21 protein-coding genes are annotated in these 24,565 nt (G+C 48.6%); 8 read left to right on the plus strand and 13 right to left on the minus strand.

Annotated elements, in window-relative coordinates:
• Positions 1–26: 26 nt before the first annotated feature.
• From ACOJUO_RS00540 to ACOJUO_RS00550, 3 genes are all read right to left on the minus strand, one after another.
• A complete protein-coding gene (locus ACOJUO_RS00540) occupies positions 27–1,544 on the minus strand; it encodes an IS1182 family transposase (RefSeq protein WP_422132798.1) in 1,518 nt (505 codons plus the stop codon).
• Between the two features lie 104 nt (positions 1,545–1,648).
• Positions 1,649–1,945 carry a hypothetical protein gene (locus ACOJUO_RS00545; RefSeq protein WP_422138644.1) on the minus strand — a complete coding sequence of 99 codons (297 nt, stop codon included), beginning with the start codon at positions 1,943–1,945 and terminating at the stop codon, positions 1,649–1,651.
• Between the two features lie 134 nt (positions 1,946–2,079).
• A complete protein-coding gene (locus ACOJUO_RS00550) occupies positions 2,080–2,547 on the minus strand; it encodes a YybH family protein (RefSeq protein WP_422134765.1) in 468 nt (155 codons plus the stop codon).
• A gap of 125 nt (positions 2,548–2,672) precedes the next feature.
• On the opposite strand from ACOJUO_RS00550, the gene ACOJUO_RS00555 reads away from it, so the two are divergent.
• The 5 genes from ACOJUO_RS00555 (at position 2,673) to ACOJUO_RS00575 (ending at position 7,955) form a co-directional block, all read left to right on the plus strand.
• A complete protein-coding gene (locus ACOJUO_RS00555) occupies positions 2,673–4,034 on the plus strand; it encodes a hypothetical protein (RefSeq protein WP_422134766.1) in 1,362 nt (453 codons plus the stop codon).
• Positions 4,035–4,088: 54 nt separating this feature from the next.
• On the plus strand, positions 4,089–4,754 hold the full coding sequence (locus tag ACOJUO_RS00560; protein WP_422134767.1) for a metallophosphoesterase: 666 nt from the start codon (positions 4,089–4,091) through the stop codon (positions 4,752–4,754).
• A gap of 81 nt (positions 4,755–4,835) precedes the next feature.
• On the plus strand, positions 4,836–5,342 hold the full coding sequence (locus tag ACOJUO_RS00565) for an 8-oxo-dGTP diphosphatase (protein ID WP_422134768.1): 507 nt from the start codon (positions 4,836–4,838) through the stop codon (positions 5,340–5,342).
• 8 nt (positions 5,343–5,350) lie between these two features.
• Complete coding sequence (locus tag ACOJUO_RS00570; protein WP_422138645.1) at positions 5,351–6,112, plus strand: sulfite exporter TauE/SafE family protein; 762 nt, start codon at positions 5,351–5,353, stop codon at positions 6,110–6,112.
• Between the two features lie 454 nt (positions 6,113–6,566).
• Positions 6,567–7,955 (plus strand): hypothetical protein, encoded by a 1,389-nt coding sequence (locus ACOJUO_RS00575; protein ID WP_422134770.1) that lies wholly within the window; start codon positions 6,567–6,569, stop codon positions 7,953–7,955.
• Positions 7,956–8,071: 116 nt separating this feature from the next.
• Here the strand turns inward: ACOJUO_RS00575 and ACOJUO_RS00580 are convergent, their stop codons facing one another.
• Positions 8,072–9,046, minus strand: a complete 975-nt coding sequence (locus ACOJUO_RS00580) for a tetratricopeptide repeat protein (protein ID WP_422134771.1) — start codon at positions 9,044–9,046, stop codon at positions 8,072–8,074.
• Between the two features lie 169 nt (positions 9,047–9,215).
• Between ACOJUO_RS00580 and ACOJUO_RS00585 the strand changes: the two genes are divergently transcribed.
• Positions 9,216–10,712 (plus strand): carboxypeptidase M32, encoded by a 1,497-nt coding sequence (locus ACOJUO_RS00585; protein WP_422138646.1) that lies wholly within the window; start codon positions 9,216–9,218, stop codon positions 10,710–10,712.
• Positions 10,713–10,884: 172 nt separating this feature from the next.
• Here ACOJUO_RS00585 and ACOJUO_RS00590 read toward each other — a convergent pair whose 3' ends face one another.
• Positions 10,885–11,064, minus strand: coding sequence for a hypothetical protein (locus ACOJUO_RS00590; RefSeq protein ID WP_422134773.1), 180 nt, complete (start codon positions 11,062–11,064; stop codon positions 10,885–10,887).
• Positions 11,065–11,125: 61 nt separating this feature from the next.
• Positions 11,126–11,518 (minus strand): hypothetical protein, encoded by a 393-nt coding sequence (locus ACOJUO_RS00595; protein ID WP_422134774.1) that lies wholly within the window; start codon positions 11,516–11,518, stop codon positions 11,126–11,128.
• Between the two features lie 367 nt (positions 11,519–11,885).
• Here ACOJUO_RS00595 and ACOJUO_RS00600 point away from each other — a divergent pair, with 367 nt between their 5' ends.
• Together ACOJUO_RS00600 and ACOJUO_RS00605 are read left to right on the plus strand one after the other, a co-directional pair.
• Entirely contained in the window at positions 11,886–12,983 is a 1,098-nt protein-coding gene (locus ACOJUO_RS00600) for an AI-2E family transporter (RefSeq protein ID WP_422138647.1), read from the plus strand.
• 60 nt (positions 12,984–13,043) lie between these two features.
• Positions 13,044–13,670, plus strand: coding sequence for an NUDIX hydrolase (locus tag ACOJUO_RS00605; RefSeq protein ID WP_422134776.1), 627 nt, complete (start codon positions 13,044–13,046; stop codon positions 13,668–13,670).
• 192 nt (positions 13,671–13,862) lie between these two features.
• On the opposite strand, the gene tldD is transcribed toward ACOJUO_RS00605, so the two are convergent.
• The 7 genes from tldD to ACOJUO_RS00640 form a co-directional block, all read right to left on the minus strand.
• Positions 13,863–15,302, minus strand: a complete 1,440-nt coding sequence (tldD, locus tag ACOJUO_RS00610; protein ID WP_422134777.1) for a metalloprotease TldD — start codon at positions 15,300–15,302, stop codon at positions 13,863–13,865.
• A 132-nt stretch (positions 15,303–15,434) separates the two neighbouring features.
• The gene (locus ACOJUO_RS00615) at positions 15,435–19,391 is read right to left on the minus strand and encodes a YhdP family protein (protein ID WP_422138648.1); all 3,957 of its coding nucleotides are present in this window, start codon (positions 19,389–19,391) and stop codon (positions 15,435–15,437) included.
• Between the two features lie 31 nt (positions 19,392–19,422).
• Complete coding sequence (rng, locus tag ACOJUO_RS00620) at positions 19,423–20,895, minus strand: ribonuclease G (RefSeq protein ID WP_422134779.1); 1,473 nt, start codon at positions 20,893–20,895, stop codon at positions 19,423–19,425.
• 209 nt (positions 20,896–21,104) lie between these two features.
• Positions 21,105–21,704: a Maf family protein gene (locus ACOJUO_RS00625; RefSeq protein WP_422134780.1), complete on the minus strand. Its 600-nt coding sequence runs from the start codon at positions 21,702–21,704 to the stop codon at positions 21,105–21,107.
• 5 nt (positions 21,705–21,709) lie between these two features.
• Complete coding sequence (gene mreD / locus ACOJUO_RS00630) at positions 21,710–22,198, minus strand: rod shape-determining protein MreD (protein ID WP_422134781.1); 489 nt, start codon at positions 22,196–22,198, stop codon at positions 21,710–21,712.
• Complete coding sequence (gene mreC, locus ACOJUO_RS00635; protein WP_422134782.1) at positions 22,195–23,100, minus strand: rod shape-determining protein MreC; 906 nt, start codon at positions 23,098–23,100, stop codon at positions 22,195–22,197. The genes mreD and mreC overlap by 4 nt, the downstream gene beginning before the upstream one ends.
• Positions 23,101–23,198: 98 nt before the next feature.
• A complete protein-coding gene (locus tag ACOJUO_RS00640) occupies positions 23,199–24,236 on the minus strand; it encodes a rod shape-determining protein (protein WP_317145571.1) in 1,038 nt (345 codons plus the stop codon).
• Positions 24,237–24,565 lie beyond the last annotated feature (329 nt).

Below are 24,565 nucleotides of genomic sequence, written 5' to 3' on the forward strand. Positions count from 1 at the left end.
TGCATATTTATGCCTTCTCACAGCCTCTATGCTGCCTTTTTAGCCTCTTTCAAATCTTCAAGACGGATTGACCTCGTGGAAGCCGCTTTTACAAATTTTTTGATATTATGCGCAGTGCATACCAGTGAAAATTCCGCTGAAACTTTTTCTTTGCCGCGGAGACTGAACCCTCGGAAACCAGATTCTTTTATCTGTCCAAATGGTGGCTCCGCAATAACTTTACGACGCTCATATATGGCTTTCGCACCGGCTGTCTCCATTTTCTTATTCATAGCCTGACGTGCTTTTTCAAACTTATCGGTACGGATAACCCTGCCAGCCTCTTTCTTTGAATCACTGCAATTCCGACGATAAGGGCATTCCCTGCATACCGTCTTGTTTGCCCGGTAGCTTTTTCTTTTGCTTTTGCTGGCCGGGTTCGTTACCAGCTTTTCCCCTGCCGGACAGATAAATACATCAGCTTCGGAATCATACGCAAAATCCGCTTTGACAAACTTCCTGTCAGAGCTTTCAAGGTCGTCAGCGGCAGGCTTCTCCGCCTTGTCGGTTGCGATATAGGCATCAATCTCATGTCGCTCGACTGTATGTAAGTTTGACCCTGAAAAGTAACCATTATCCATACTCCACTTATCTACAGCCGCGCCATCAGTGGCTCCTGATAATGCCCTCAGCGCCGGCTCCACTTCCTGTACATCGTTGGCGTGTTGGCTGACATGCTGGCCAACAATGATCTGGTTATCGGAATCAACTGTAATTTGAGCATTGTAGCTGTACTCACAATACCCCTTCTTGCTCATCACGCGGGCATCGTGATCTGCAAAACTGATCTGCTTTTTGTCGTCTATTGGTTTGTCTGGATTTAAAGCTTTTTCACGTTCTTCAAGTGCTTTCTTGGCCTCTTTGATTTTTTTCAGGCGCTCTTCTTTAAACTGGAGGTCTTCAGGAATGCTGTAACCATTGGTTGCTTTGTAGGCGTCATCTTCTTCCTGATCACACTGACTGGCTTTTTTGATCAGCTCATCCACTTCGGCACTGAGTTCTGCCTCTTTCGCTTTGAGCCTCCCGTAGCTCATGGCCTTGTGTTTTGAGCTGTTGGCTTTGAACTTGGAGCCGTCCAGGCTGATATGACCCAGTGATGCCATTTTGAGTTCAATGGCCAGTTTGACTGACTGTTTGAAGCAGTCATGGAAAAACGACAGATTATCCTTACGAAAGTCACCAAGAACCCTGAAATTCGGGCAGTTCATTTGTGAGATATACATGAACGCCAAGTCTTGTCGACACCGTCGCTCAATCTCACGGGAACTGAAAACACCATGGCTGTATGCGTAGATCAGAATAGCGACAATGAGCTTTGGAGGGTATGCGTGCTGACCAAGGTGGTGATATTTTTTTTCGACTTCAGACGTATTAATGTTCTGAAAAATGCTTTCATAAATAAAACAATCATGATCTTTGGGAAGCAAATCGAAAACGTTGGTTGGGAACAGCAGATGCTGATCAAACTCAACAGGACTGTCCTTAAACTTTGGTGGTGGTGACATTTGGCATAATCAGAGTTGGTTTAAGGCTTATCATAACAGATAAGCCTATTCTCGGTCAGGCTCCTAGTGTTGTGTCAAGACATTCATTTTTTTTCATATCGTAGTCAGGCCAGGGAGCCAGAACCGCCATCAGACTGATAATGCCGATGACCACAAGATAGTATGCAGGTCCCAGGTGCCCGAAAAACAGCCCTTCCAACGGTCTGGTTAAACCTTGCAGCAAGGGCAGCAAAACTTCCCAGAAGGGACGTCAGCTGATCCGAGGCAGGAAAAAAATGCCCGGAGATATAACTGGCCATCAGGGCATAGATCAGGAAACCATAAAGCTCCAGCATAGCAACCATGGAGACAGCCAGAGCCAATTTGTACTGTTCACTGGGTGCAGTAATGCAACGCCGCATAAGTCACTCTAATGTTGGTCAGGGAAAAGCCCACTGTCCCAGACAGGAAGGTTAAAAAGAGCAGTGACTCCAGGTTAGACCATTGTCCCCCCCCGGGGCTGGTACAAGAAAAACCACCTGCTATTGGAGAACCATCAGCTGGCGGGAAAATCGGCTGAGGCCTGGCCAATGGGAGAAGAGTGGATATGTGCTATTTTCCATGCTCCCTGGTACTGTCTCAAAACGTGTGTCGCCCGCAGAAACTGTAGTTCTACCACCGCCCACTCAACATCCCTGAGCCGGGTTTCCAACTGCCAGGTACTGCTGCAGGAAATCTGGTCTGGTCCCTCCCAGGCAGACTCAATTCGGTATTTAACAGACAGGATTTCGAACTGGTTGAAGAGGGTTTCATACCAAAACTTCAAGGCATCATGACCGTTAATCTGGGCTCCCTCTGAGCTCCAGAACAGCAGCTCTTCTTCTGGTGCATAATGATCCAGCATGCCAACACTGTCCTGCTGAATATAGTTTTCAGCCTGCAGATCAAACAATGATCGGATGGTCTCTCTGGAGTCCGCCATGCTGTCCCCTCCTGAATAGTGCCCTGTTCCTGAAATATTCATATAAAACTGCAGGTAGAGTCAACGCAGGTTTCTTGACGGAATTTTCATAAGCGGATTCAAAAACCCTGAAGCAAACTCCAAGCCTGTTGCTATGCTTAGGCATCTCACCCACTACCCTTTCAGTTATGAAAACATTATTAAAGCCTCTTTTTATTTTAATGCTGATTCTGCCTGGCTGGCAGGCTCAGGCCAGTGAAGCCGTCAACCTGATCAGAGAATACATCAGCGTCACCTATGGTAAGGATCTGAATATTACCAGCAGCCAGATAGAGCAGCTAAGCTGGGTCATGGACAATCCCAATGTCACCCCTGAAATGTCGGCGGACCAGCTACCCTCCAATATACATTCGGAAGTCCCTCGTGCCCTGTCGCGCCTTTATTCACTGCAGTTGCTGAGATCCGGTACACAAAAGGACTACGATGCATTTATCCTGCCTCAGAAAGATCTGGATAAGCCGGTCTTGAGTCTTGAACACTTCAACCAGCTATCAGCGCTCATTCGTGGACTGGACGAGGAGTCCTACGAAACACTGGCTGCGGCAGCGATCATCAGCGCCGTTACCCTGTCACCGACCGCGAGGGAGCGGGCCTCTGCAGTCCTTGGTACCAAACTCCCCGAAGACAGTACCCGTTTCCTTTCGGTCACGGCGAAAAAAGCCACCAGTATCTACCCGCTGGCTAAAGAAGTTGCCAGTAAATACCACTCCGATGGCCGTAAATTCACCATTGTGTTCCTGCCGGAAAGTCATCTGCGCCATATGATGTACGACGAAGGTTCATTGAATATGTACAGCACTCTGAAAGAGGGCTTTCGCAGTGGCACACTGAAGCCCGGGGACCTGAACCTCTGGTATGCCTACTGGGTAGATAATATTGCCGGCTTCAGAGGTCACATCAGTGCCAAAGGCTCTCTTTACCTGACAGAGAACACTTACCGGGCAATGAACCAGATCAAAGAAGAACTGGACAAGCTGCAGAAAGATCCCGGTTTTAATCCCATTCCTTCCTACCTGACAGCGCGAGCCTGGTGGTTGAACCTGTCAAACAATAGCGGGCTATCGACTCAGGAAATCGAGGCTCTTGGTGCTCTGGCTGCAATGATGAGACTCTTTACTCCGGAAGAAGGCAAGCAGTTGCTGAAAGCTTTCAACAAGTTGCCCGAAGAAAAAAAGAAACTCTGGGTCGATCATATCCAGTCTCAGCTTAAGACCACCGATTACGCTACACCGACTTATGTACCTGCGCTAATGGCTAACGCTATGATTCTCAGCAATCTGGCCGAAACAGTAGAGAAGGTGTTGCCTTTTTACCTTAATGCCCTGGATACCGCTGCCGAGGCAAGAAAAAACGGCGAACTGCCCAAGAGTACACCACTGTCATTCAGGGTTTTGGCCAATGACAAACAGGTGAAGGTTATACTCAGGTCAGCACCCATCGGGATACAGATTGATCCAAAATCGGGTCTGGCAACACTCAAAGGAACTTAACACGACCCGTGTCTACTTCTAACTCCAGAAGCAATGGACTGCAAAGGAGCTATCATGTTTCTTCAAACCTTTGGACCCAACTTATCAGGAAGAGATTTCGCAATCGGCGACCTACACGGCATGTACGACTTGCTCTTCGAAACTCTGGAGCGTGTGGATTTTGATTTTAAGGTAGATCGTTGTTTCAGTGTTGGAGACCTGATTGACCGGGGTCCTGATTCGCCCGGTTGCCTCTCCCTGATCCATGAACCCTGGTTTCACCCTGTCTGCGGCAATCACGAAGATACCCTGAGGACCATTGCCCGAAACCCTGAGTCATCAGCTATTCTGGCAGACTGGGTTCTCAATGGCGGTCGCTGGCATCTTAAAGTTTCTGCAAAAAAAATGCGAGAGTATGCCAACTGGGTTGATACTTTGCCCTACCTGATACTCGTTGAACATTCTAATGGCAACAAACTGGCGATCTGTCACGCAGAATACCCATTGAAGCAATGGAATCCCCGTAACATAGAGACCGATCCGGAACTGACCCGGCAATTGATGTGGTCGAGAACAAAAGTACAAACCGGAAACACAGACTGGGTTGAAGGTGTTGACCATATCATCTGTGGCCACACCATTGTCGAAGATCCTACAACCCTCGGTAATACCCACTTTATTGACACCGGGGCTTTCAGGTCCAACACTCTGACACTGCTGCCACTGTCACAACTTAAATAGAGAGAAAAAATTAACCCGCCATCTTTTTCAGCACTGCTTTATACTTGGGAATTTGAAGTATCGACAAAGCAAAAGCCTGACATGCAGCCCATAATCGCCAGAACACTGTCCGACATCGACTGGGAAAGCTGGAAAGCGCAGGATCCTGCTACCCTGACGTTTATCGTTAAAAGTGACCATATTCTTTTAATTCGTAAAAAGCGCGGACTGGGAGCCGGTAAAATCAATGGGCCCGGCGGCAGGCTTGAAGAGGGTGAAACCACACTGGAGTGCGCAGTGCGTGAAGTTCAGGAAGAACTGAAAATCACCCCGCTGAATATGACCTTCCATGGCGAATGCCTGTTCCAGTTTGTCGATGGCTACTCCATTCATGTCTACGCCTTTTCCGCTTCTGACTACGATGGTATTCCCGAAGAAACCGACGAGGCGATTCCCCTGTGGTTTCATATCAAAGATATTCCTTATGATGAAATGTGGGAGGATGACCGCTACTGGTTACCGCTGTTGCTTAAGAAAAAGAGTTTTATCGGTCGCTACCTGTTCAACAAGGATAAAATGCTGGATTACGAAATCGAACTTCTCACCTGACTTTTCCCATGTTTTCAGCACCGCTGTCGTCCATACCAGAGCTGCCCTTCTTTATAACGGCTATCCCGGCGGTCGTTATTACGGGGCTGGGCAAGGGAGGCATGGGCAATGCTCTGGGCATGATTGCCGTGCCACTTATGTCGTTATCCATGCCTCCCGTTCAGGCTGCCGCAATCCTCCTGCCCCTGCTGTTAGCTATGGACGGATTCGCCGTCTGGGGATGGCGGAAGCACGTGGACTGGACTGTGTTCAAGATCATTATTTTTCCTGGCCTGTTCGGCCTGTTGCTGGGCCTGATGGTGTTTGCATCCCTCAGTGAACAGGCTGTCAAAGGCATGATCGGTATCATTGCCATTTTGTTTTGCCTGAAGCAATGGTTCGGTCACTACTTTCACTCACCCCGCAAGCCGGGAACACTGTCCGGTATCTTCTGGTCAACCGTCAGTGGTTTCACCAGTTTCGGCATTCACTCCGGGGGACCTCCCCTGAGTGTTTACATGCTGCCGTTGAAGCTTAAAAAGGAATTTCTGGCAGGCACCATGGCGATCTTTTTTGGTTCTCTCAACCTGGTCAAATGTCCTGCCTATGCTGCCCTTGGCGAGTTCACCCCAGATAACCTGCTACTGTCTTCTTTGTTGCTACCTGTTTGCCCTCTGGGTGTCTGGCTTGGAATGAAGATGGTTAAAACCATCTCTACTGATTTTTTTTACAAGGTTTTATACATCTGCCTTTTTCTAACAGGGCTGAAGCTTCTAACCGGCTTGTTCTAATAAAAAATTGCAGAAACCAAAAGTTTGTCGACTAGAATAAACGAGCCCATTGCTTGGTCAGTTTATTGGTTTACTGCCGAGGTAATTTAAATCAGATATTGGAATATTAATGCCGGTATCCAGCTGACCAAAGTTCAGGAATAACACCAGGACAGCATTGAAGCTTTTCAGTTGAATAACATTCAAGGTTTATCAAGTGTCCAAAAAAGAATTGTTGCTCTCAGAACCTTCTAACCATTCAAGCAGTTACTCGTTTCTCCTCGTTCCCACGCTTTGCGTTGGAATGCATACGGGGAGCTGGTCACACTCCGATGCAGCAGCGTGGGAGCGAGTTGAAATGGTACGGAGATTAACGCTTGGCTGCACTAATCGTTAACGAAAGTCTCACTCACTTAATCCACCTGAGTTTTCAGCCGATACAGCATTATAAGGTGAATACAAAGATGATAAACCAATGGATCAAAAGCCAATGGGTCGTATGGAGGGGTGCAAGCATACTTACAGAATGACTCTGGATCAAGGCGAGAGTCGTATTGCTGCGGTTAGCAGGGCTGCTAAAGCACTAATATTTGGATATCGGGTCAGTTCGGTGGACAATTCCCGGCGATATACTCCATCGCCTGAAGCCCCTGGTTCTACCTTGGAGGGGAAAAGTATTTTGGCAAGGGATGTGGTAGCCACGCCCCCTTCACCTGTTTTAAGTAAGCGTGCCCCGGTTCACTTTTCCCGGGCTATTTTGTCTGCTTTTTCTTCTGAGACGGATAAGCATCAAGCAGCGTATCTCACAGAATGTGTTAGTTATAATTCCAAATCGGGTGAGATTGTTCCGAAAACGTCATGGATTGGCCGACTGTTCAGGCCAAAGCATAAAGAGCCAACGCGTGTTGAGATCAATGATAGTTTCAAAGCTGCACTTCAGAATGCTTTTCCTGACGCTGACGTCAATAAGGTATTTGATGCTTTTTTTTCTCAGGGGTATGACCCCGCAACGCACAAAATAACCGAAAAAGAGGCTCTGTTGCTATTAAATGCGTTGAAGCTGCCTCCACAGAAAGATTCTGCACAAGAGCCTGATAATGATGCTGTTGATTATACGAGTGATGCATTGGTGTTTCAATTCGATAAAGCATCGAATTCGATTATGTTGGTAAATGATCTGCGTTCCTATCTAATAGGAAGAAACAGGTTGAACGTTTCTAACACTGCTTATCAGACTGACTTTGATGTTCAGTTCGGTCAGGATCATACTGCTTTGCGCCAGAAGATATCCCATAGCTTCTTTAAAAAAGCCGTAAAAGACTGGATTGAAAGTATGGGAGGTGATTCTGACAATGCCGGTCTTATTTTCAGAGCAGCCCGGGAGCTTGCGTTGGGGATTAAAGGAAAACCCGAGTCATTCAAGGGTGAAGACGGGATCAAAATGGTAAAGCTAATGGGGAGTTCACCTGTACTCAACCTGTCTCAGGCAGGAATGCAGCAATTTTTTCCAGGTGGTAAAAACTTTTCTGAATTACTCGAGCTGGTGGCAGAAAAGATTCAGTACAGCAATGTATCTTTACCTGCTCTTACTCCCGAGCAAGAACGCAAGTTTGTAGCAAACTGTCGGGGTGCCGTGAGGGAGAAAGTCAATAAATCCATCTGGGACTCAAGAGAAAAACTGGAGAAGTTCAAAAAAGAAGGAAGACAGATTACAACTTCTTTGATCTCGGATGCCGCTATTGGTTCTTTGTTGTTCACGAATGAACTCAGAAAAATTGCCGTCAATGAATATATCAAGCTGGTGTCAAATGCCTATTCTGAAACTCTGTATAATAAACTGAAAAACCGCCACAGTGATGACTAAACACGATCTTCTCGTTCCCATGCTCTGCGAGGGAATGCATACGGGGAGCTGGTCACACTCCAATGCAGCAGCATGGGAGCAAGTTGAAATGGTACGGATATTAACGCTTAGCTGCACTAATCGTTAACGAAAGTCTTATTATCAATCGCAGCCAGCAAAGCTCTTGCTCTTTTCCCATCCTCCCTGGCATTCATGCGATCAGACAGAGCCAGTGATTTCAGGACTTCCGCTCTCGCCGTGTCCCAATTTTCCAGACGATGATGAACTTTTGCCGCCATGTAGTGAGTTAGCATCCGGGTACGTGGACTCTCAGCCCCAGCAAGGGCTTCAAGTTTTTTTACAGATTCAATAACAATCAGAGCACTGTCGTAGTGACCTTCAAGGTAATCAATTCTTGCCAACCTCAAGTGTGTACGGACGATTTCGTAATGATTTTTCAGATGATGATAGAGGGCAAGAGATCTCACCAATGCTATTCTGGCACGACCCAGATCAGGTTTATTCGAATCACTGAGAAACGCACCCAGATTATAAAGCGTCTTAGCCTTAAGGTACGGGTCAACGGGCGGGTGTTTCTCTATCACTCCCATGCCTTTTTTGGTATAGCCAAGCGCCGCCTCGTCTCGACCCTGGGCCCTGGCCACCCCGGACAAATGAGCCAGGCTGGCAATGTATCCATCCCACTCTTCGTGCTCCTGAGCATAGTTGCTGGCTTCCTCAGCCACTTTGCGAGACTGGTCATAATCGCCCTGATAGAAGTAAATGGAAGCCACCGCCAGAGCAATTCGAACCCGGTCCTGAAAACGCGAGTGCATGGCCGCTTCCTGCATCCCCTGGGGGCCCAATTGGATATAGGTCTGCCAGCAGCCTTGCTCCTTCATTTCGTAGCCATTGCGCAACAGCCAGTCGACCAATTGTCCTGACTTGCTCTCAGGTGGTTGAAATTTTTGACAAACAGCAGGGTCTTCATCAGACGCCTGCCCGCTGACTGAGGGTGTCGCAAAGAGAATAGCGCACAAAAGTACAAAGCATTTTGCTTTATATTTGTGAAAATAAGGTTTTGAAACAGTCAGGAAAAACGGCTTTGGCATAAATTCAGACTCCATCTTACCCGTAATTAATAGCCGACAGAAAAAGGAGTCTAGTATAGGATAACCATTCTGCACTGGATGAAGCTTCGCTCTGTCAACGGCCAAAAGCCGGGATGACTACTCGACAGAATTCAACCGTTACAATAACCAAAACAATGGAACCAGAACTATGAACCAGGCTTACAACCATTTGGTAGAACGTTTCAACAAGCTTTACCGTTTTCAACATCTGTCTGCCATGGCCAGCTGGGATCAGGCAGCCATGATGCCTTCCGGGGGCAATCAGGCCCGCGCTGGAGCCCTTGCAGAACTCTCCAGCCTGATGCACGAACTGCTGACTGAAGAACAGGTTGGCCATTGGCTTCAGGAAGCCAGAGAGAAAGCTGACGATGCGTTAATACAAAGTTCTATCCGGGAAATGGAACGCAGCTGGAGAAAGGCTTCGGTCATACCAGCAGATCTGGTTAAAGCTCAGTCTCTGGCCAGCTCGAAGTGCGAACATGCCTGGCGAACCCAGCGCCCGGAAAACGACTGGAAAGGCTTCTCCGAAAACCTGAAAGAAGTCGTCAAACTGGCCCGTGAAGAGGCCAGTATCCGCTCCGCTGCTTCCGGTGCCAAAAGCTACGATGCCATGCTCGAGCTTTATGAACCCGGTATGACCTCCAGAGAGCTGGATGCCCTTTTTAGCAACCTCAAGAGCTGGCTGCCAGAAACCCTGCAAACCGTTGTCGAAAAACAGAAAAATGACTCTCTGATCGCCAGTCAGGGCCACTACCCTGCTGAAAGCCAGAAAGCCCTCGGGCTGGATGTAATGAAACTGCTGGGTTTTGACTTCGACCATGGCCGACTGGACGTCAGTGTTCACCCATTCTGTGGAGGGGTTCCGGAAGATGTTCGCCTCACAACCCGTTATAACGAACAGGACTTCGTTGAATCCCTGATGGGAACCATCCACGAGACAGGTCATGCCCGCTATAACCAGAATCTTCCGGCAGATCTGAGGGCGCTGCCGCTGGGCTCTTATCGTTCCATGGGGGTCCACGAAGGCCAGAGTCTGTTTTTTGAAATGCAACTGGGCCGCAGCCCCCAGTTCCTGCATCTGATAAGGCCTCTGATCGTGAAACATCTGGCAAGAGGTCAGGAAGATGAACGTTTCAGCCAGACCAATCTTGAGATGATCTACAACCGGGTAAAGCCCGGCTTTATTCGTGTTGATGCCGATGAAATCAGCTATCCAATGCATGTGATCCTGCGTTATGAAATCGAGAAGGCATTGATCGAAGGAGACCTGCAGGTGGATGACCTGCCCCAGATCTGGAATGAGAAAATGCAGGCTTACCTGGGCCTATCCACCGGCAAAAATCACAGCACCGGCTGCATGCAAGACATTCACTGGCCGATGGGCGCTTTCGGTTACTTCCCGAGTTATACTCTGGGTGCCATGTATGCAGCCCAGCAGTTTGCTGCTGTTAAACGACAATTACCCGATGTAGAAAGTCGCATCGCTAATGGTGATCTGGAGCCGGTATTTAACTGGCTGACAGAAAACATCTGGCAGCAGGGCAGCAAGCTGGAAACCCATGAACTTTATACTAAGGCTACTGGCGAGCCACTGAATGCAGATCACTTCAAACAGCACGTTTTGAGTCGTTACCTGAACACCTGATGACTCGCTCCCCTTAAATTTCCGGACCCACTCATTCGGAGACCGGGTTCAGGTTTACCCTGAGCAGCAGCGGGATCGGGTCTTGAATCTCCAGCATATCTAAAAGGAGCAGGATCAAGACCTGAGGCCCACCCAAGTAGAGAGGATGTCGCAAAACTTCAACAGCTCGTTCTCACGCTCTGAAGTCGTCATTCCCGCGAAGGCGGGAATCCAGCGCCAACGGTGGATCTCTGCCTTCTCGGGGATGACAAGGCCAGGGGGACACCGGGCAGTATGGTTCTGGTGGAGAGTCAGTGTGGATTCCCGCCTTCGCGGGAATGACGAGAATGAAGCCGACAATGACGGGAGTCAACGCGTTCCCACGCCGGAGAGAGCTTTGCAACACCCTCGTAGAGGGTGGGAGTGAATATCAGTCACAATGTTGATGGGTCAGGAAAAATGGATAAGGATTTGATCTTACCATTTTCATCAAGCACAAAAACATCAACATATGAGCTATTAATGCCCTCAATATTCAGAGTTAAATTTAACACGCAGTCAGTCAAAAGCTGTTGATTGACAACATCATATTTCACATCTTTATCCTTATGGCAAAATAAGTGTTTAGCTGTAATTTCTCCATATTTAGGTGAATACACCAAGTCATCCTTGTTGCTGAATAATGGCAGTATGCCATTGCATTCGTTACCATTCTTAAGGCTTTCTACATATGTTTTTGTCACTATTGTGCAATTACCGGATAAGGCAATGCTAGATGCAAATGCCATTATTGATATTAAAAATAAACATGAGATATTTTTAATCATCTTTAGCCTCAAATATCTGGCTTTAGGATTTTAGTGCATGATCGACTTTTCAATTTGCACGACAAATACCAAGGCAAGCCCAATTGCCCATGGCATGCTGTGCAATGAGATCAGGCACAACTTAATTTTTGATGGTTTCCTCAAAATCCTGTATACAGTCATTGCGACGCTCCCTTTGTCGGGATTAAGCTTGATGCGGCTTCATCTGCGATACATCCAGGCGAGCCTGTTCTGAAAGCATTTTAGTATAAAGATGGCGGCTTACTCACTAAGTTAGCCAAGGTGGATCGGCGTAGCATTCGCCTTCGACTCTCCATGGCTGGCAACGATGATGACAATCAATTTTTGCAAGCAGAGGAGTCAGATCTTGAATCCTGAACATAGGCAAAAGGAGCAAGAATCAAGTATGCAATCAGCCGAAATACAGAACATTAGCCGCTATTTAGTGACAGCTGCTTCACTGGTGATTATTCTAGCCGGTATCCGTCTGGGCAGTGAAATACTCTCTCTCCTGCTGTTTTCCTACTTCCTGGCGATCCTTCTTAACCCTGCCATTAATGCCTTGAGCCGACTGCACATTCCCAGGGTGCTGGGTATTTTGTTAGTGGTCTCGGTGCTTATCATTACTATGATGATGATTGTGGCTTCCATTGGCAGCGCCTTGCAGGAGTTCGCCAAAGCACTGCCAGGGTATAAGCAGCAAACGATCGAGATGATCCACCAGGTCAGTGAAAAACTGGCACAGCGCAACATTAATCTGGATCTGAAATACATCACTGAACCACTGGATACCTCGTCCCTGTTTGGCTTTTTAACGTCCATGCTAAGTCATATGGGCAGTGCCACCAGTTATGCTTTTCTGATCTTTCTGACGGTTATATTCATGCTGGCCGAGGCTCCGCTGCTAAAAAATAAGCTGGTCCGCGCCATGCCCAATCCGGACCAGCAACTGAAAGATCTCGAAAGATTTGTTGCCTCGGTCAATCATTATGTTGCCCTGAAGACGGCAATCAGTCTGCTCACCGGATTGCTGGTCGCTCTGATGCTATGGTCACAAGGGGTTAACTTTTACCTGCTCGGTGGCATTCTGGCTTTTGCCCTGAACTTTATTCCAAACATTGGTTCCATACTGGCGGCGATACCCGGTATTCTGATCACTTTGCTGCAACTGGGTTTTTCTGAAGCGATATTTGTTTCAACAGGCTATTTCGCGATCAACATGCTGATTGGTAACATGCTTGAGCCCAGAGTTTTGGGTAAAGGGCTTGGCCTTTCATCCATGGTCGTTTTTTTATCGTTACTGATCTGGGGCTGGTTACTGGGTCCCATTGGCATGCTGCTCTCAGTTCCATTGACCATCAGCATAAAAGTACTGCTGGAGTCCTCACCCGGTAGCCGAAGGTTTGCTGCGCTTCTCGGATCTGGTCGGACAAAAGAGGAAGTAGAAGCTGAACTGTCAAAGTAATACTCAGCACCAGCCGACTGTACTAGAGTGAACAGATTCATCAATGGACAGGCAAATATCATGCAGAAAAATCCATGGATAGACTGGGCTGAAAAGATTCGAGCTATAGCCCAAAACGGAATAACTTATGCTGATGGCGACTTTGACCTGGAGCGCTACCATCAGCTCCAGGGCATTGCCCACGAAATGACGGCACTTCTCGCCGGTGCTCCCATTGAAAAAGTTGATCATTTTTTTCTTCCTGAGAATGGCTACACCACACCCAAGCTCGATATCCGGGCCGGGGTGTTTCAGGAAGGTCGTATCCTGCTGGTGAGAGAGCGCTCTGATGGTCGCTGGGCCCTGCCGGGTGGCTGGGCCGACGTCTGTGAGTCTCCGGCCCTGGGAGCAGAACGGGAAACTCTGGAAGAATCAGGGTATGTTGTCAAAGCCGGGAAGCTGGTGGCTGTTCGCGATGTTCATAAACATCCCTACTACCCCACAAACCCCCATCACCTGATCAAAATGCTCTTTCTCTGCGAACTCAAGGGCGGTAGTCCCACTGCCAATATCGAGATATCAGAGGTCGGCTTTTTCGAACCGGATCAACTCCCACCTCTTTCACAGGGGAGAACCATTGCTTCTGACATCGCTTTGCTGAAGCAACATCATGAAAATCGTGAACTGCCCACAGAGTTCGATAGCTAGCAGCCTGACCGAGAATAGCGCCCGTAGCGAGGACGGCAGAAAATTGAGGATGAAAATTCGGTTTTGTGAGGAGAATAGCGAGCTATTTGACGAACAAAAGCGGATTTTCAGACCAATTTGCTGCCGCCGCAGTAGGGCAGTCTATTCTCGGTCAGGCTCCTAGGCAGTTTCACCGGCCACTTCCCATAATGATCAGGCCGTTCCGCCTACCGTGATTTCATCAATCTTCAGCGTAGGCTGGCCCACGCCAACAGGCACAGATTGGCCGTCTTTACCGCAGACGCCAACGCCCGGATCCAGCTCAAGATCATTACCAACCATGGAGACCTGATTCATCACATCAGGACCATTACCAATGAGGGTAGCGCCTTTAACCGGGGTAGTGATCTTGCCATTCTCAATCAGGTAAGCCTCACTGGTAGAGAATACAAATTTGCCGGAAGTAATATCAACCTGACCACCGCCCATATTGGCAACGTAGATACCTTTGTCAACACTGGTAATAATCTCACCCGGATCGCTCTTGCCGGCCAGCATGTAAGTATTGGTCATTCGCGGCATGGGCAGATGAGAATAAGACTCCCGACGTCCATTACCCGTTGGAGCGACACCCATCAGACGAGCATTCAGCTTGTCCTGCATGTAACCTTTCAGGATACCGTTCTCAACCAGAACCGTTGATTCGGTCGGTACGCCTTCGTCGTCAAGATTCAGGGAACCTCTGCGGCCTGTCAGAGTGCCATCATCAACAATGGTGCACAGTGGGGAAGCAACTCTTTCACCGATGCGACCCGAATAGGAAGAACTTCCCTTACGGTTAAAATCGCCTTCCAGACCATGACCTACGGCTTCATGCAAGAGAACACCCGACCAGCCCGGAGCCAATACCACTGGCATGGTCCCAGCCGGAGCAGCAACGGCCTCAAGATTCACCAGAGCCTGTCGCACCGCTTCACGGGCGTAGCCCAAACCTTTGTCATTCCGGATAAACTGCAGATAGTCACCACGGCCACCACCACCGGCAGAACCTCGCTCAATACGGCCATCTTTCTCGGCAATAACACTGACACTCATACGAACCAGCGGGCGAATGTCTGCTGCCAGTGTACCATCAGAAGCAGCCACCAGAATCACTTCATGGGCCCCCGCCAGGCTGACATTCACCTGCTTAACCGCTGGATCCGCTTTTCTGGCTTCCTGATCAACAGCCTTGAGTAGTGCCACTTTCTCTTCACGGCTCATAGAATCCAAAGGATTATCCATGCCATATAAAGCCAGTGGCTGGCTGCGGTTCCAGGCCTGAATCTGATGTTCCTGCCCCTGACGGGCAATACTGCGAGCCGCACCCGCAGCCTGCTCCAGGGCCGGTAATATAATTTCGTTGGAATAGGCAAAACCGGTTTTCTCGCCGCTGATAGCACGTACACCCACACCCCGGTCTACATTGAAGCTGCCTTCCTTGATAATACTGTCTTCCAACGACCAGGCTTCATGGCGTGTGGACTGAAAGTAGAGGTCCGCAGCATCTACCGAATGGCCGAGAATACTGTCAAGTACTCTGCCCAATTCGTTGTCACCGATATTTGCCGGCGCCAGCAAATGATTTCGCGCCTGTGTAAGAATGTCGGTCATAGTTTATTCAGGCCTTTGCTATTATCCATAGCCTGCCCCTATGAATTCGGAGCGGGCAGACGTCGTTATAGTGAGATTGTCACACCTATAGATAGAAAAAGCATTCTCATTTTGCTTAATCCTGTTTTTGAGTCAGGGTTTTTTCCGCTTGGGAATCTCTGTCTGGTTTGGTTTTCGGGCTTTGCCGGAGAATAACTGATCCAGAGTCACTTCAGGATTATCAAAAGAACCTTTGATCCGGTAGCGAATACTGGCCAGCTGATCCACTTGTTTGCCCACCAGCACATCCGCCAGATAAATCAGACCAGCCACCTGAGGCGCAGACCCCAGCAAAACACTGAGTATTGGCAGATTAGACGATAGAGGAAGTGTAATAACCAGACTCATATCCATCCTCTCGGAAAGAGTGTCTATGTGACCATCCATCTTGAAGTTCGATGAAGGCCCCTGAATTTCAAGCGGCTTATCGAAAGTGATAAGCCCTTCGTTGAACCGCACGACCCCGTCCATACGGTCAAAACTGATGCCTTTCTTGTAGAGGTCAGAAAAATCCAGTCGCAGACGTCGGGTCAGTGCCTCCATATTCAGGATGCCGAACATTTTCAAAGCTCCGGCTCCCCCTTCCAACTTCTGCAGGGTGCCAGTTTCCAGCTTCAGTCGAACGGCACCTGTCAGTGACGCCATATTGATACCCATCGGAGGTCCATCCCAGGCCAGTTTTCCCTCAATGGTCGTCTTCTTTGCTGAAACAAAAGGTGAGATACCCAGAGCTTCCTGAAGAGCCTGAATTCCCGACCCCGTCAGATGCTCATTAAAAAAAGTTCTTTGCTGACCATTGATAGAGGTCCAGTCCAGATCTCCGGATAACTCCATCTTCTGCAGATTGATTTTCAGATTCTCAATACGCTTGCCATCAGGAAAGGGTCTCAAACCAAAAGCAACTGAACCCAGATTCCTGCTGCCTAACTTAAGAGAGCTAATGGAGACATTAGCATTGGGCAGATCTAAAGGCCGGATATCAGCCAATACACCTTTATGCCCGGCAGTAGCTTCATTCTTTGCAGGATCTTGGGAAAAATGCAGCTTTTTCAAATTCAGTTGGTAGGGTTGCTTCTGATCCTCAGGTATTATCAAACTACCATCTATCGTGTCACTGCTTAAATCAAGACGTGTGCCACGGGCTTCATGAGACAGGTTAAACACCAGATTATTCAGAGTTTCTTTATTGCAGATGAGTCGGTCAATCTTCAATTGACGGACTTCTATCTGACTCACCAGAGTCTTTTCTGTTGTGTCACCCGGCTGCCCTTCAAACTGACGTTTCCATGGCATCAGATCAAGTTTGGATAGTTGCCCGGACAGTACAATTTTATCGGGCTTCATAGTCGGCAATTTACCTTTATTGCCAAGCAGAACGACAGCAGACTTATACTTGAAGCCATTCTCAAACTGAATTCTGGCCTGTGCTGTCCTGCCAAGAACTATATCCAAAACAGCAGTATCCAGTTCACCTCGATGAGTGAATTGATTAAGACGCAGTTCAAAAGGCACTGTCTGGCCAGCCGCTACTTTTAGAGGCTCCGGAAGCTCGATTTCCATGCCTTTCATGTCACTGGTCACTTTCAACTGAAGGTCAGCAGGCTTGCCGCCCAGTATTAACTCGCCTTTGTAGTGACTGGCACCTTCGAGAAAACTGAGAGCATCCAGCTGAAGCCATTGCTGAAGTCCTTCAGCAGAAACAGAACCGTTCCAGTGGACATGGACTTCAGGCTCAGTTTTATTCTTCATATCGGTGTAAAATCGAGCCTCAACAGCATCACCCAGAAAGCGACCCCTCACTTTTTCAGCAGACAATCCGGTTTCAGTACTGAAATTCAAGACACCTTCAATGTCTTCAATCTGGATGTCCGCCGCATCTATGCCGAAATACGCTCCCGATGTTTCCATACTTACGTCAACTGACGTATCCATGGTACGCTCAAGTGGAATCCCTAACTGAATGCTGCCATTCAGGTCTCCACGAATCGTCCACTTCTTTGCTTCTCCCTTCAGCCGCTGAGCTATGGGGGTCTCAGTCAAGAGCTTTTCGAGATCCGTGCCTGTAGCGGCCACCTGACCAGAGATATTCAAATCCAGATTTTTATCCAGCGCCAGATCAGCCTGGACATGACTGAGCTTTGCAGCCAATAACTTTGCTGAGGCCAATTCAATCTTGATGTTGTCGTTATCCACCCACACTTGTCCCCGGGCGTCATAGACTTCTGGCCAGTCAGGATCATAATCCAGACGCGCTTTATTGACATCGAAATAGAGTCCCCACTTCACAGCATCAGAGTCGTCAGTGTCTTCCAGCGGACCATCGTAGGTAAAGCGCCCTTGGTAAATTTCGGCCCCTTTGATACTGGAATCAAGCCACTCGACCAGCTCTTTTGAAAGCGTTGGCAGATGGCTGGGCAGGTATTTTGGCGTATAGCTGGCATCACCGTTTTTCATGCCCACATTCAGGTCCATGACAATGGGCTCCTTGCCATCCAGGGGAATATCGAGCCTCAGCCGACCACTGAGATTACCCTCGGGTGCTTTTATGGTGATATCATCGCTACTCAGCTGAAAGAAATTCTTCTTATCCAGTACATCCCAACTCAGCCTTGCCTGGGCAGTATCAAAGTGCCAGACATCGCGAAACAGTTTGGTCAGCCCCAATGTAAAATTTTCTGTATCCAGGTCAAAATAGCCGCTGATCATGCCCATTTTTAGATGGCCATTGACGTTTGAAGCAGACGGTGCTCCCTCCCAGGCTGCCACTGAAACGTCTTTCAGTTTCGCAGAAAGATCCAGCTGCTCCCTAAGTGGCTTATCAGGGTGGTATTGGGCAAATATGTTATCGAGCTCACCTGCCGGGTTGAGACTAGTGAACAGCTCATCAGCCAGCTCTGGCATTAGCTGAGTATTGACCAGAAAAGATTTGAGCGCTGCCAGATCAACAGAGTTAACCGAAGTCGTGTAAGTCGGCTCTCTTTCCCTCTTGCCATGAATCTTGATGTTAAGACCAAGATGATGCTCGCCGGACGTCAGACTCATATTTTGCAGCCCAAGCTGCCAGTCTGTACTTCCAATCAGATAATTACTCGCCAGTGAAAGCTCAGTCGACAAAGCAGCATTCGGCAGCAGTTGCTGATCTTTCTGGTAGACAATCGATGGCAGATTCAAATCTCCCTGCAACTGCCACTGACCATCGAGATATTGCCACTCAGCATCGAGATTCAATTGTGCGGTTTTCAACTCCGTGCTTTTCAAATGAGCGGCTTTCAACTGAAGAATGTCTTGTGAAAAGAGCGCAGACCAGGGAGCCAGGTCCAGTGCACTGGCCTTGATAAGCCCGGTCCAGGTCATGTCATTTCTTTCAATCCCCTTGCCCAATGCTTTGAACTCCAGACTCCCTTGTTGTGTCACAATTCTGGTCTGAAGATGCTTTAGATCTGACGCTTCTTCAACCAAGAAAAAATAGCGGGTATCAATAATCAGCGGCTCACTGCCATAAGGCTGCATTGTCAGGGAAAAATTGGTGACATCAATGTGTTCCTGAAGCTGTAATAACTCCAGAGTTTTGTGCAGGTTAAAGCCCTTGCCGTCGTCACGGATGTATTGAACTCCTCTGAGTGACCACACGCCATCACTGTCGCTCTCAATGGCCAGAGTGACACCTTCTGCTTCCAGATAGGAAAAGACCGGAGCCCGGTTCATCAGACTGGCTTTAAAATCCAGCTCGAGATCAAGGCGCTCGATAGCAAAACCGGGAGCTTCAGAAGCATTGCCCTGAAGCGTCAACCCTTTGATGTTGAGAGTAGGAGTACCCCCAGCCCAGTTGGCGTCCAGCTGATCGACAGCGAAAGAAGTGTCGAGCGTGTTGTTAAGATATTCAACCAGATAGTCTTGCAACAAGGGCAGGGATCCGATAAAAATCCGGACCCCGGCCACCAGCAATACAATTAAAAGAAGGGCCGCCATGACCAGGCGGAAGCTCCATAGAGCGGCAGACTTGAGGTAAGTCACCAGTCTTGAATCTGACCTCATAAAATACCAGGCCATCTGTTTTTCATTGACGAGTTCCTATTCCCGGTTATACCAGCACCACATCAAACTGTTCCTGGCTGTATATGGGTTCAACCTGGAAACGAATCGGTTTTTGAATAAATTCTTCGAGATCTGCCACATTACTAGACTCTTCATCCAGCAGGCGGTCCACCACCTGTTCAGATGCCAGAACGGTGTAACTCTGGCTATCATAAGCGCGAACAGCTCGAAGAATTTCTCTGAAAATTTCATAGCACACTGTTTCAGCTGTTTTCAATGTGCCACGACCATCACAGGTTGGACAGGGTTCACAGAGCACATTCTCCAGCGACTCCCGTGTTCTCTTACGGGTCATTTCCACCAGCCCCAGTTCACTCACGCCAGTGATGTTGGTTTTGGCGTGATCTTTCTCCAGAGATCTCTCATAGGTTCTCAGCACCTGCCTCTGATGCTCCGGGTCTTCCATATCGATAAAATCAATAATAATAATGCCGCCCAGGTTTCGCAGTCGTAACTGCCGGGCAATGGCTACAGATGCTTCCAGATTGGTCTTAAGGATAGTTTCTTCGAGGTTACGATGACCTACGAAAGCCCCTGTGTTGACATCAATCGTGGTCATGGCCTCAGTCTGGTCGATAATCAGATAGCCGCCTGACTTCAACTGCACCTTGCGACTGAGCGCCTTGTTGATTTCGTCTTCGACCCCAAACAGATCAAAAATTGGACGCTCGCCCGGATAATATTCCACCCTGCCATCCACCAGGGGCACCAGTTTTTTGACAAACTTGGAGACCTTATTGAAGGTCTCCCTGGAATCAATTCGGATTTTCTCGATATCTGGTTCCACCAGGTCACGCATAGTTCTCAAGTGCAGAGGCAAGTCTTCATAAATCGTGGCCGGAGCCGTGTTTTCCTTAACCGTTTCTTCAATGGTCTGCCATAGCCTTCTCAGGAAAAGAATATCGGCCTTCACTTCTGCCTCGGTAATACCTTCTGCTGCTGTTCTGAGAATAAAGCCGCCTTTCTGATCTTCCCCGTCGTCACTCATGCCTTCTTCAACCAGCTTTCTGAGACGCTCGCGCTCTTCTCCATCTTCAATGCGCAGGGAAATGCCTACATGATTATTATGAGGCATCAGTACCAGATAGCGGGCAGGGATAGAGATATGTGTGGTCAGGCGGGCACCTTTTGTTCCCAGGGGATCTTTGGTAACCTGGACAACCAGCGACTGACCTTCATGAACGAGCGCGACAATCGGTCGCTCCGATTGATCATCATTGTCTCTCTCATTGCGGGGAGCAATTTCGCTGGCATGAATAAAAGCGGCCCTTTCGAGACCGATATCCACGAAAGCAGCCTGCATTCCGGGGAGAACCCGGACTACTTTGCCCTTGTAGATATTACCGACAATGCCTCGACTACAGGCTCTCTCAATGTAAATTTCCTGAAGTACCCCATTTTCAACCAGCGCCACACGCGATTCCATTGGCGTGATATTCATCAGAATCTCTTCACTCATTCCCTTCCCCTTGAGCTGGTCAGCCTCCCAGAGCCCTTCGGACTTAAGGCCATCTTGGCTGTAAGTCCGAAGGGTTCAAAATTCAATGACAATCCTGACCTGCCAGAAAAACTAAAAAAACAAAACAAATACCTGAAAACGATTTGCCAGACCGAAGGAGCCTTGTCTGGCAGGAAAGCTGTTGAACAGTCTCCCGAGGTTCTTTCTGATCAGTTTTTTACTGACTGAGAGTGCCATGGGCTAATGCCCAGATTCTGAAGCAGATCTGCGGTTTCCTTAACGGGCAAACCCACCACGCCGGTGTAGCTTCCCGTTATGCTGTCTACCAGAACGGCTCCTTTTCCCTGGATACCGTAAGCACCGGCCTTATCCATTGGTTCACCGGTGGCGACGTAAGCTTCTGCCACTTTCCGATCAAAAGCAGCCATTCTGACCACTGTTCTGGATACTCTCACAGATAGATTATTACCATCAGTGACCGCAACTGCTGTGAATACCTCATGGCTATTCCCACTTAATGACAACAGCATATCACAGGCTTGTGGCTCATTTTCGGGTTTACCGAGTATTTTCATTCCCAGAATCACTGATGTATCAGCTGCCAGCACAGGTCTGGCTGGCAAATGGTCAAGAGTAAGCTGCTGCCATCCGGCCAGCGCTTTTTCTTCAGCCATTCGGGTAACATAGGCTTCAGGAGCCTCGCTCAAAAGCGGAGTTTCATCAATCCCGCAATGAATCTGCTGAAAGGCAATACCGATCTGTTGGAGAAGTTCCTTTCTGCGCGGCGACTGGGAAGCAAGATAAATCATGATAATCAGGTCACTCTGAAGTTTCGCCTCAGTGCCCCTAAAATAGCAGACACCCATGGCCAAAATGCGGCGCTGGTGAGGGCCGGCGCCAGATACCAGAGGGTCGGCGGCGTTCTACCCAGGGCACTGCGAATCCACAAATTCAGCAACTGATAAAAACCGACAATCACAAACACCATAAAGGCCTGCTGCCACCAGGGGAACATTCTCAAACGGCGGTGCAGACCCAGCACAATCACAGCCACCAGCAACAATCCCATAGAATTCTGACCAAAGGTTGTTCCCAGCACAACATCCATCAACAAGCCGGTGAAGAAAGCAAAAAATAATCCGAAACGCTCTGGAAGAGCCAGGACCCAATAAAGCACCACCATAGCCACCCAGGATGGCCTGGCAATGGAGATCCAGGCTGGCAGAGGTAAAATACTCAATAGGAAAGCAACCAGCACGGAAAACCAGACAATCCAGTGAGCATTGGCTTTCTGCATACTCATGGGCTCTCCTTCTGGTTAGCCTCAGGTGCCAATTTCGGTTCCATGTCTTCGTTTGAACGGAAGACCAGCAGAACAAAACGTGTCCTGTTGACTTCAGCCATCAGCTGAACCTCGATCCTGGCGAACGCCTCCCCTGGTGTACGCACTATTTTCCTGACTTTCCCCAAGGGGTAGCCCACCGGGTAAATCTGTCCCAGACCCGAACTGGTCAAAAGGTCACCTTCCTTAATATCCACTGTGTCGGAAATATGAAGCAGCTCGACAGAATCCATACTGCCGGTGCCTACGGCAATGGCACGATAGTCACTGCGATTAACCTGGACAGGAACCCTGCTGGCGGTATCTGTGACCAGCATGACCCGGCTACTGACCGGATTAACGGCAATCACCTGCCCCATAACCCCGTGGGCATCAACAATGGCCTGACCTCTGAACACCCCGTCGGTAGAACCTTTATTGATCGTCACGATATGTTCATAGGGGTCCGGATCAATACCAATGATTTCAGCCACCAGAACCTGCTCATCCACAAGTTCGGATGAATTCAGCAATTCCTTCAGGCGTAGGTTCTGGGCAGTCAGAGATGCCAGCTTCTGAACTTTTTGTTCAAGAATCAGGTTACGGGCTTTCAGCCGGGTATTTTCTTCAAGCAGCTCACTTCGGGAAGTCACCAGTTCATCAGCTGTGCTAATAGCCCGGGAGGGCAAATCAGAGATCCACTGCAAGGGGGTAACAGCCATTGTTAACCAGGAGCGTGCAGTAGAGAGGTACTCATAACGGTGATCAACAAACAGCAGGGCAATACAAATACTCAGCAAAAAGACAAAACGTGTCGCCAAAGACTGTTGCTGGCTAAATATCGATTTAATGGCTGGCTCCTGTGATTTGCACGGAGAACTCAATCTTTTAATTTCACAAAAATACAGGCTTCACTCATAACAACAGGCCAGGCGGAAACCGCTTGGCCTGTTGTTTGGCTGGAAAGCAACCCAAATGACGTTCAGTCGGTGGACAGTAAATCCATACAATGTTTGTCCATCATTTCCAGAGCCCGACCACCGCCACGGGCAACGCAGGTCAGCGGGTCTTCAGCCACCAGCACGGGCAGGCCGGTCTCTTCACTGATCAGTTTGTCCAGGTCACGCAACAAGGCACCGCCACCAGTCAACACCAGACCTCGCTCGGCAATGTCGGAAGCCAGTTCCGGTGGAGACTGTTCCAGTGCACTTTTAACCGCCTGAACAATCGCACTCAGGGACTCCTGCAGGGCATCAAGAATTTCACTGCTGTTCAGGGTAAAGCTGCGGGGAATACCTTCAGCAAGATTACGACCACGGACGTCGATTTCCATTAACTCATCACTGGCATAAGCAATAGCAATCTCTTGCTTGATGCGCTCAGCGGTTGAGTCGCCAATAAGGCTACCATAGTTGCGGCGAACGTAGGTTACGATCGCATCATCAAAACGGTCTCCACCCACTCTTACAGACTCGGAATAGACAACACCGCTCAGAGAGATAATGGCAATTTCAGTGGTACCACCACCAATATCGACTACCATGGAGCCACTGGCTTCTTCTACCGGCAAACCAGCACCAATAGCGGCTGCCATGGGCTCTTCAATCAGATAAACTTCACGGGCACCAGCACCCAGAACGGATTCACGAATGGCTCTGCGTTCCACTTTGGTGGACTTGCAGGGAACACAGACAAGTACTCGAGGACTGGGCTGTATAAAACTGTTCTCATGCACTTTGTTAATAAAATGCTGAAGCATGCGCTCGCAGACATCAAAGTCTGCAATCACACCATCTTTCATGGGCCGGATGGCAGTAATATTGCCTGGTGTTCTTCCCAGCATACGCTTGGCATCAGCGCCTACCGCGACTACGCTTTTCTGTGGCCCCAAGTTTCGAATGGCCACAACCGATGGCTCATTCAGGACTATTCCCTTTTCGCGGACATAGACCAATGTGTTAGCCGTTCCCAAGTCGATTGACAAATCGCTGGAAAACAGACCCCGTAACCTTTTCAGCATTTTCTGTATTACCTTGATTCAAGGCTTTCTTTAAATGCCGCAAACTCTATCAATGCACAGTACTCAGAGCAAGCAACAATTCCGCAATCTGTATGGTCCAATAAGAGTTACTCAGGGTCAAAATGGAGGATTGCCACTTAAGCTATTCAACACAGACCATAGATTAACCTAATGCAGATAGCTTGCGTTCTCAATGGCCGTCATTCATAATTTTGAAATAAAATAAAAAATCATTAACCTGCTCCTCACCTTTTTCGAACTATTTGAGCTATACTCTTTTCCAATTAAAAATCACATGCCTTGCGCACTTCATACAAAAAAGCCCGAAC

This window comes from Endozoicomonas sp. ALC020, from assembly GCF_049275935.1.
Taxonomy (GTDB): Bacteria; Pseudomonadota; Gammaproteobacteria; order Pseudomonadales; family Endozoicomonadaceae; genus Endozoicomonas_A.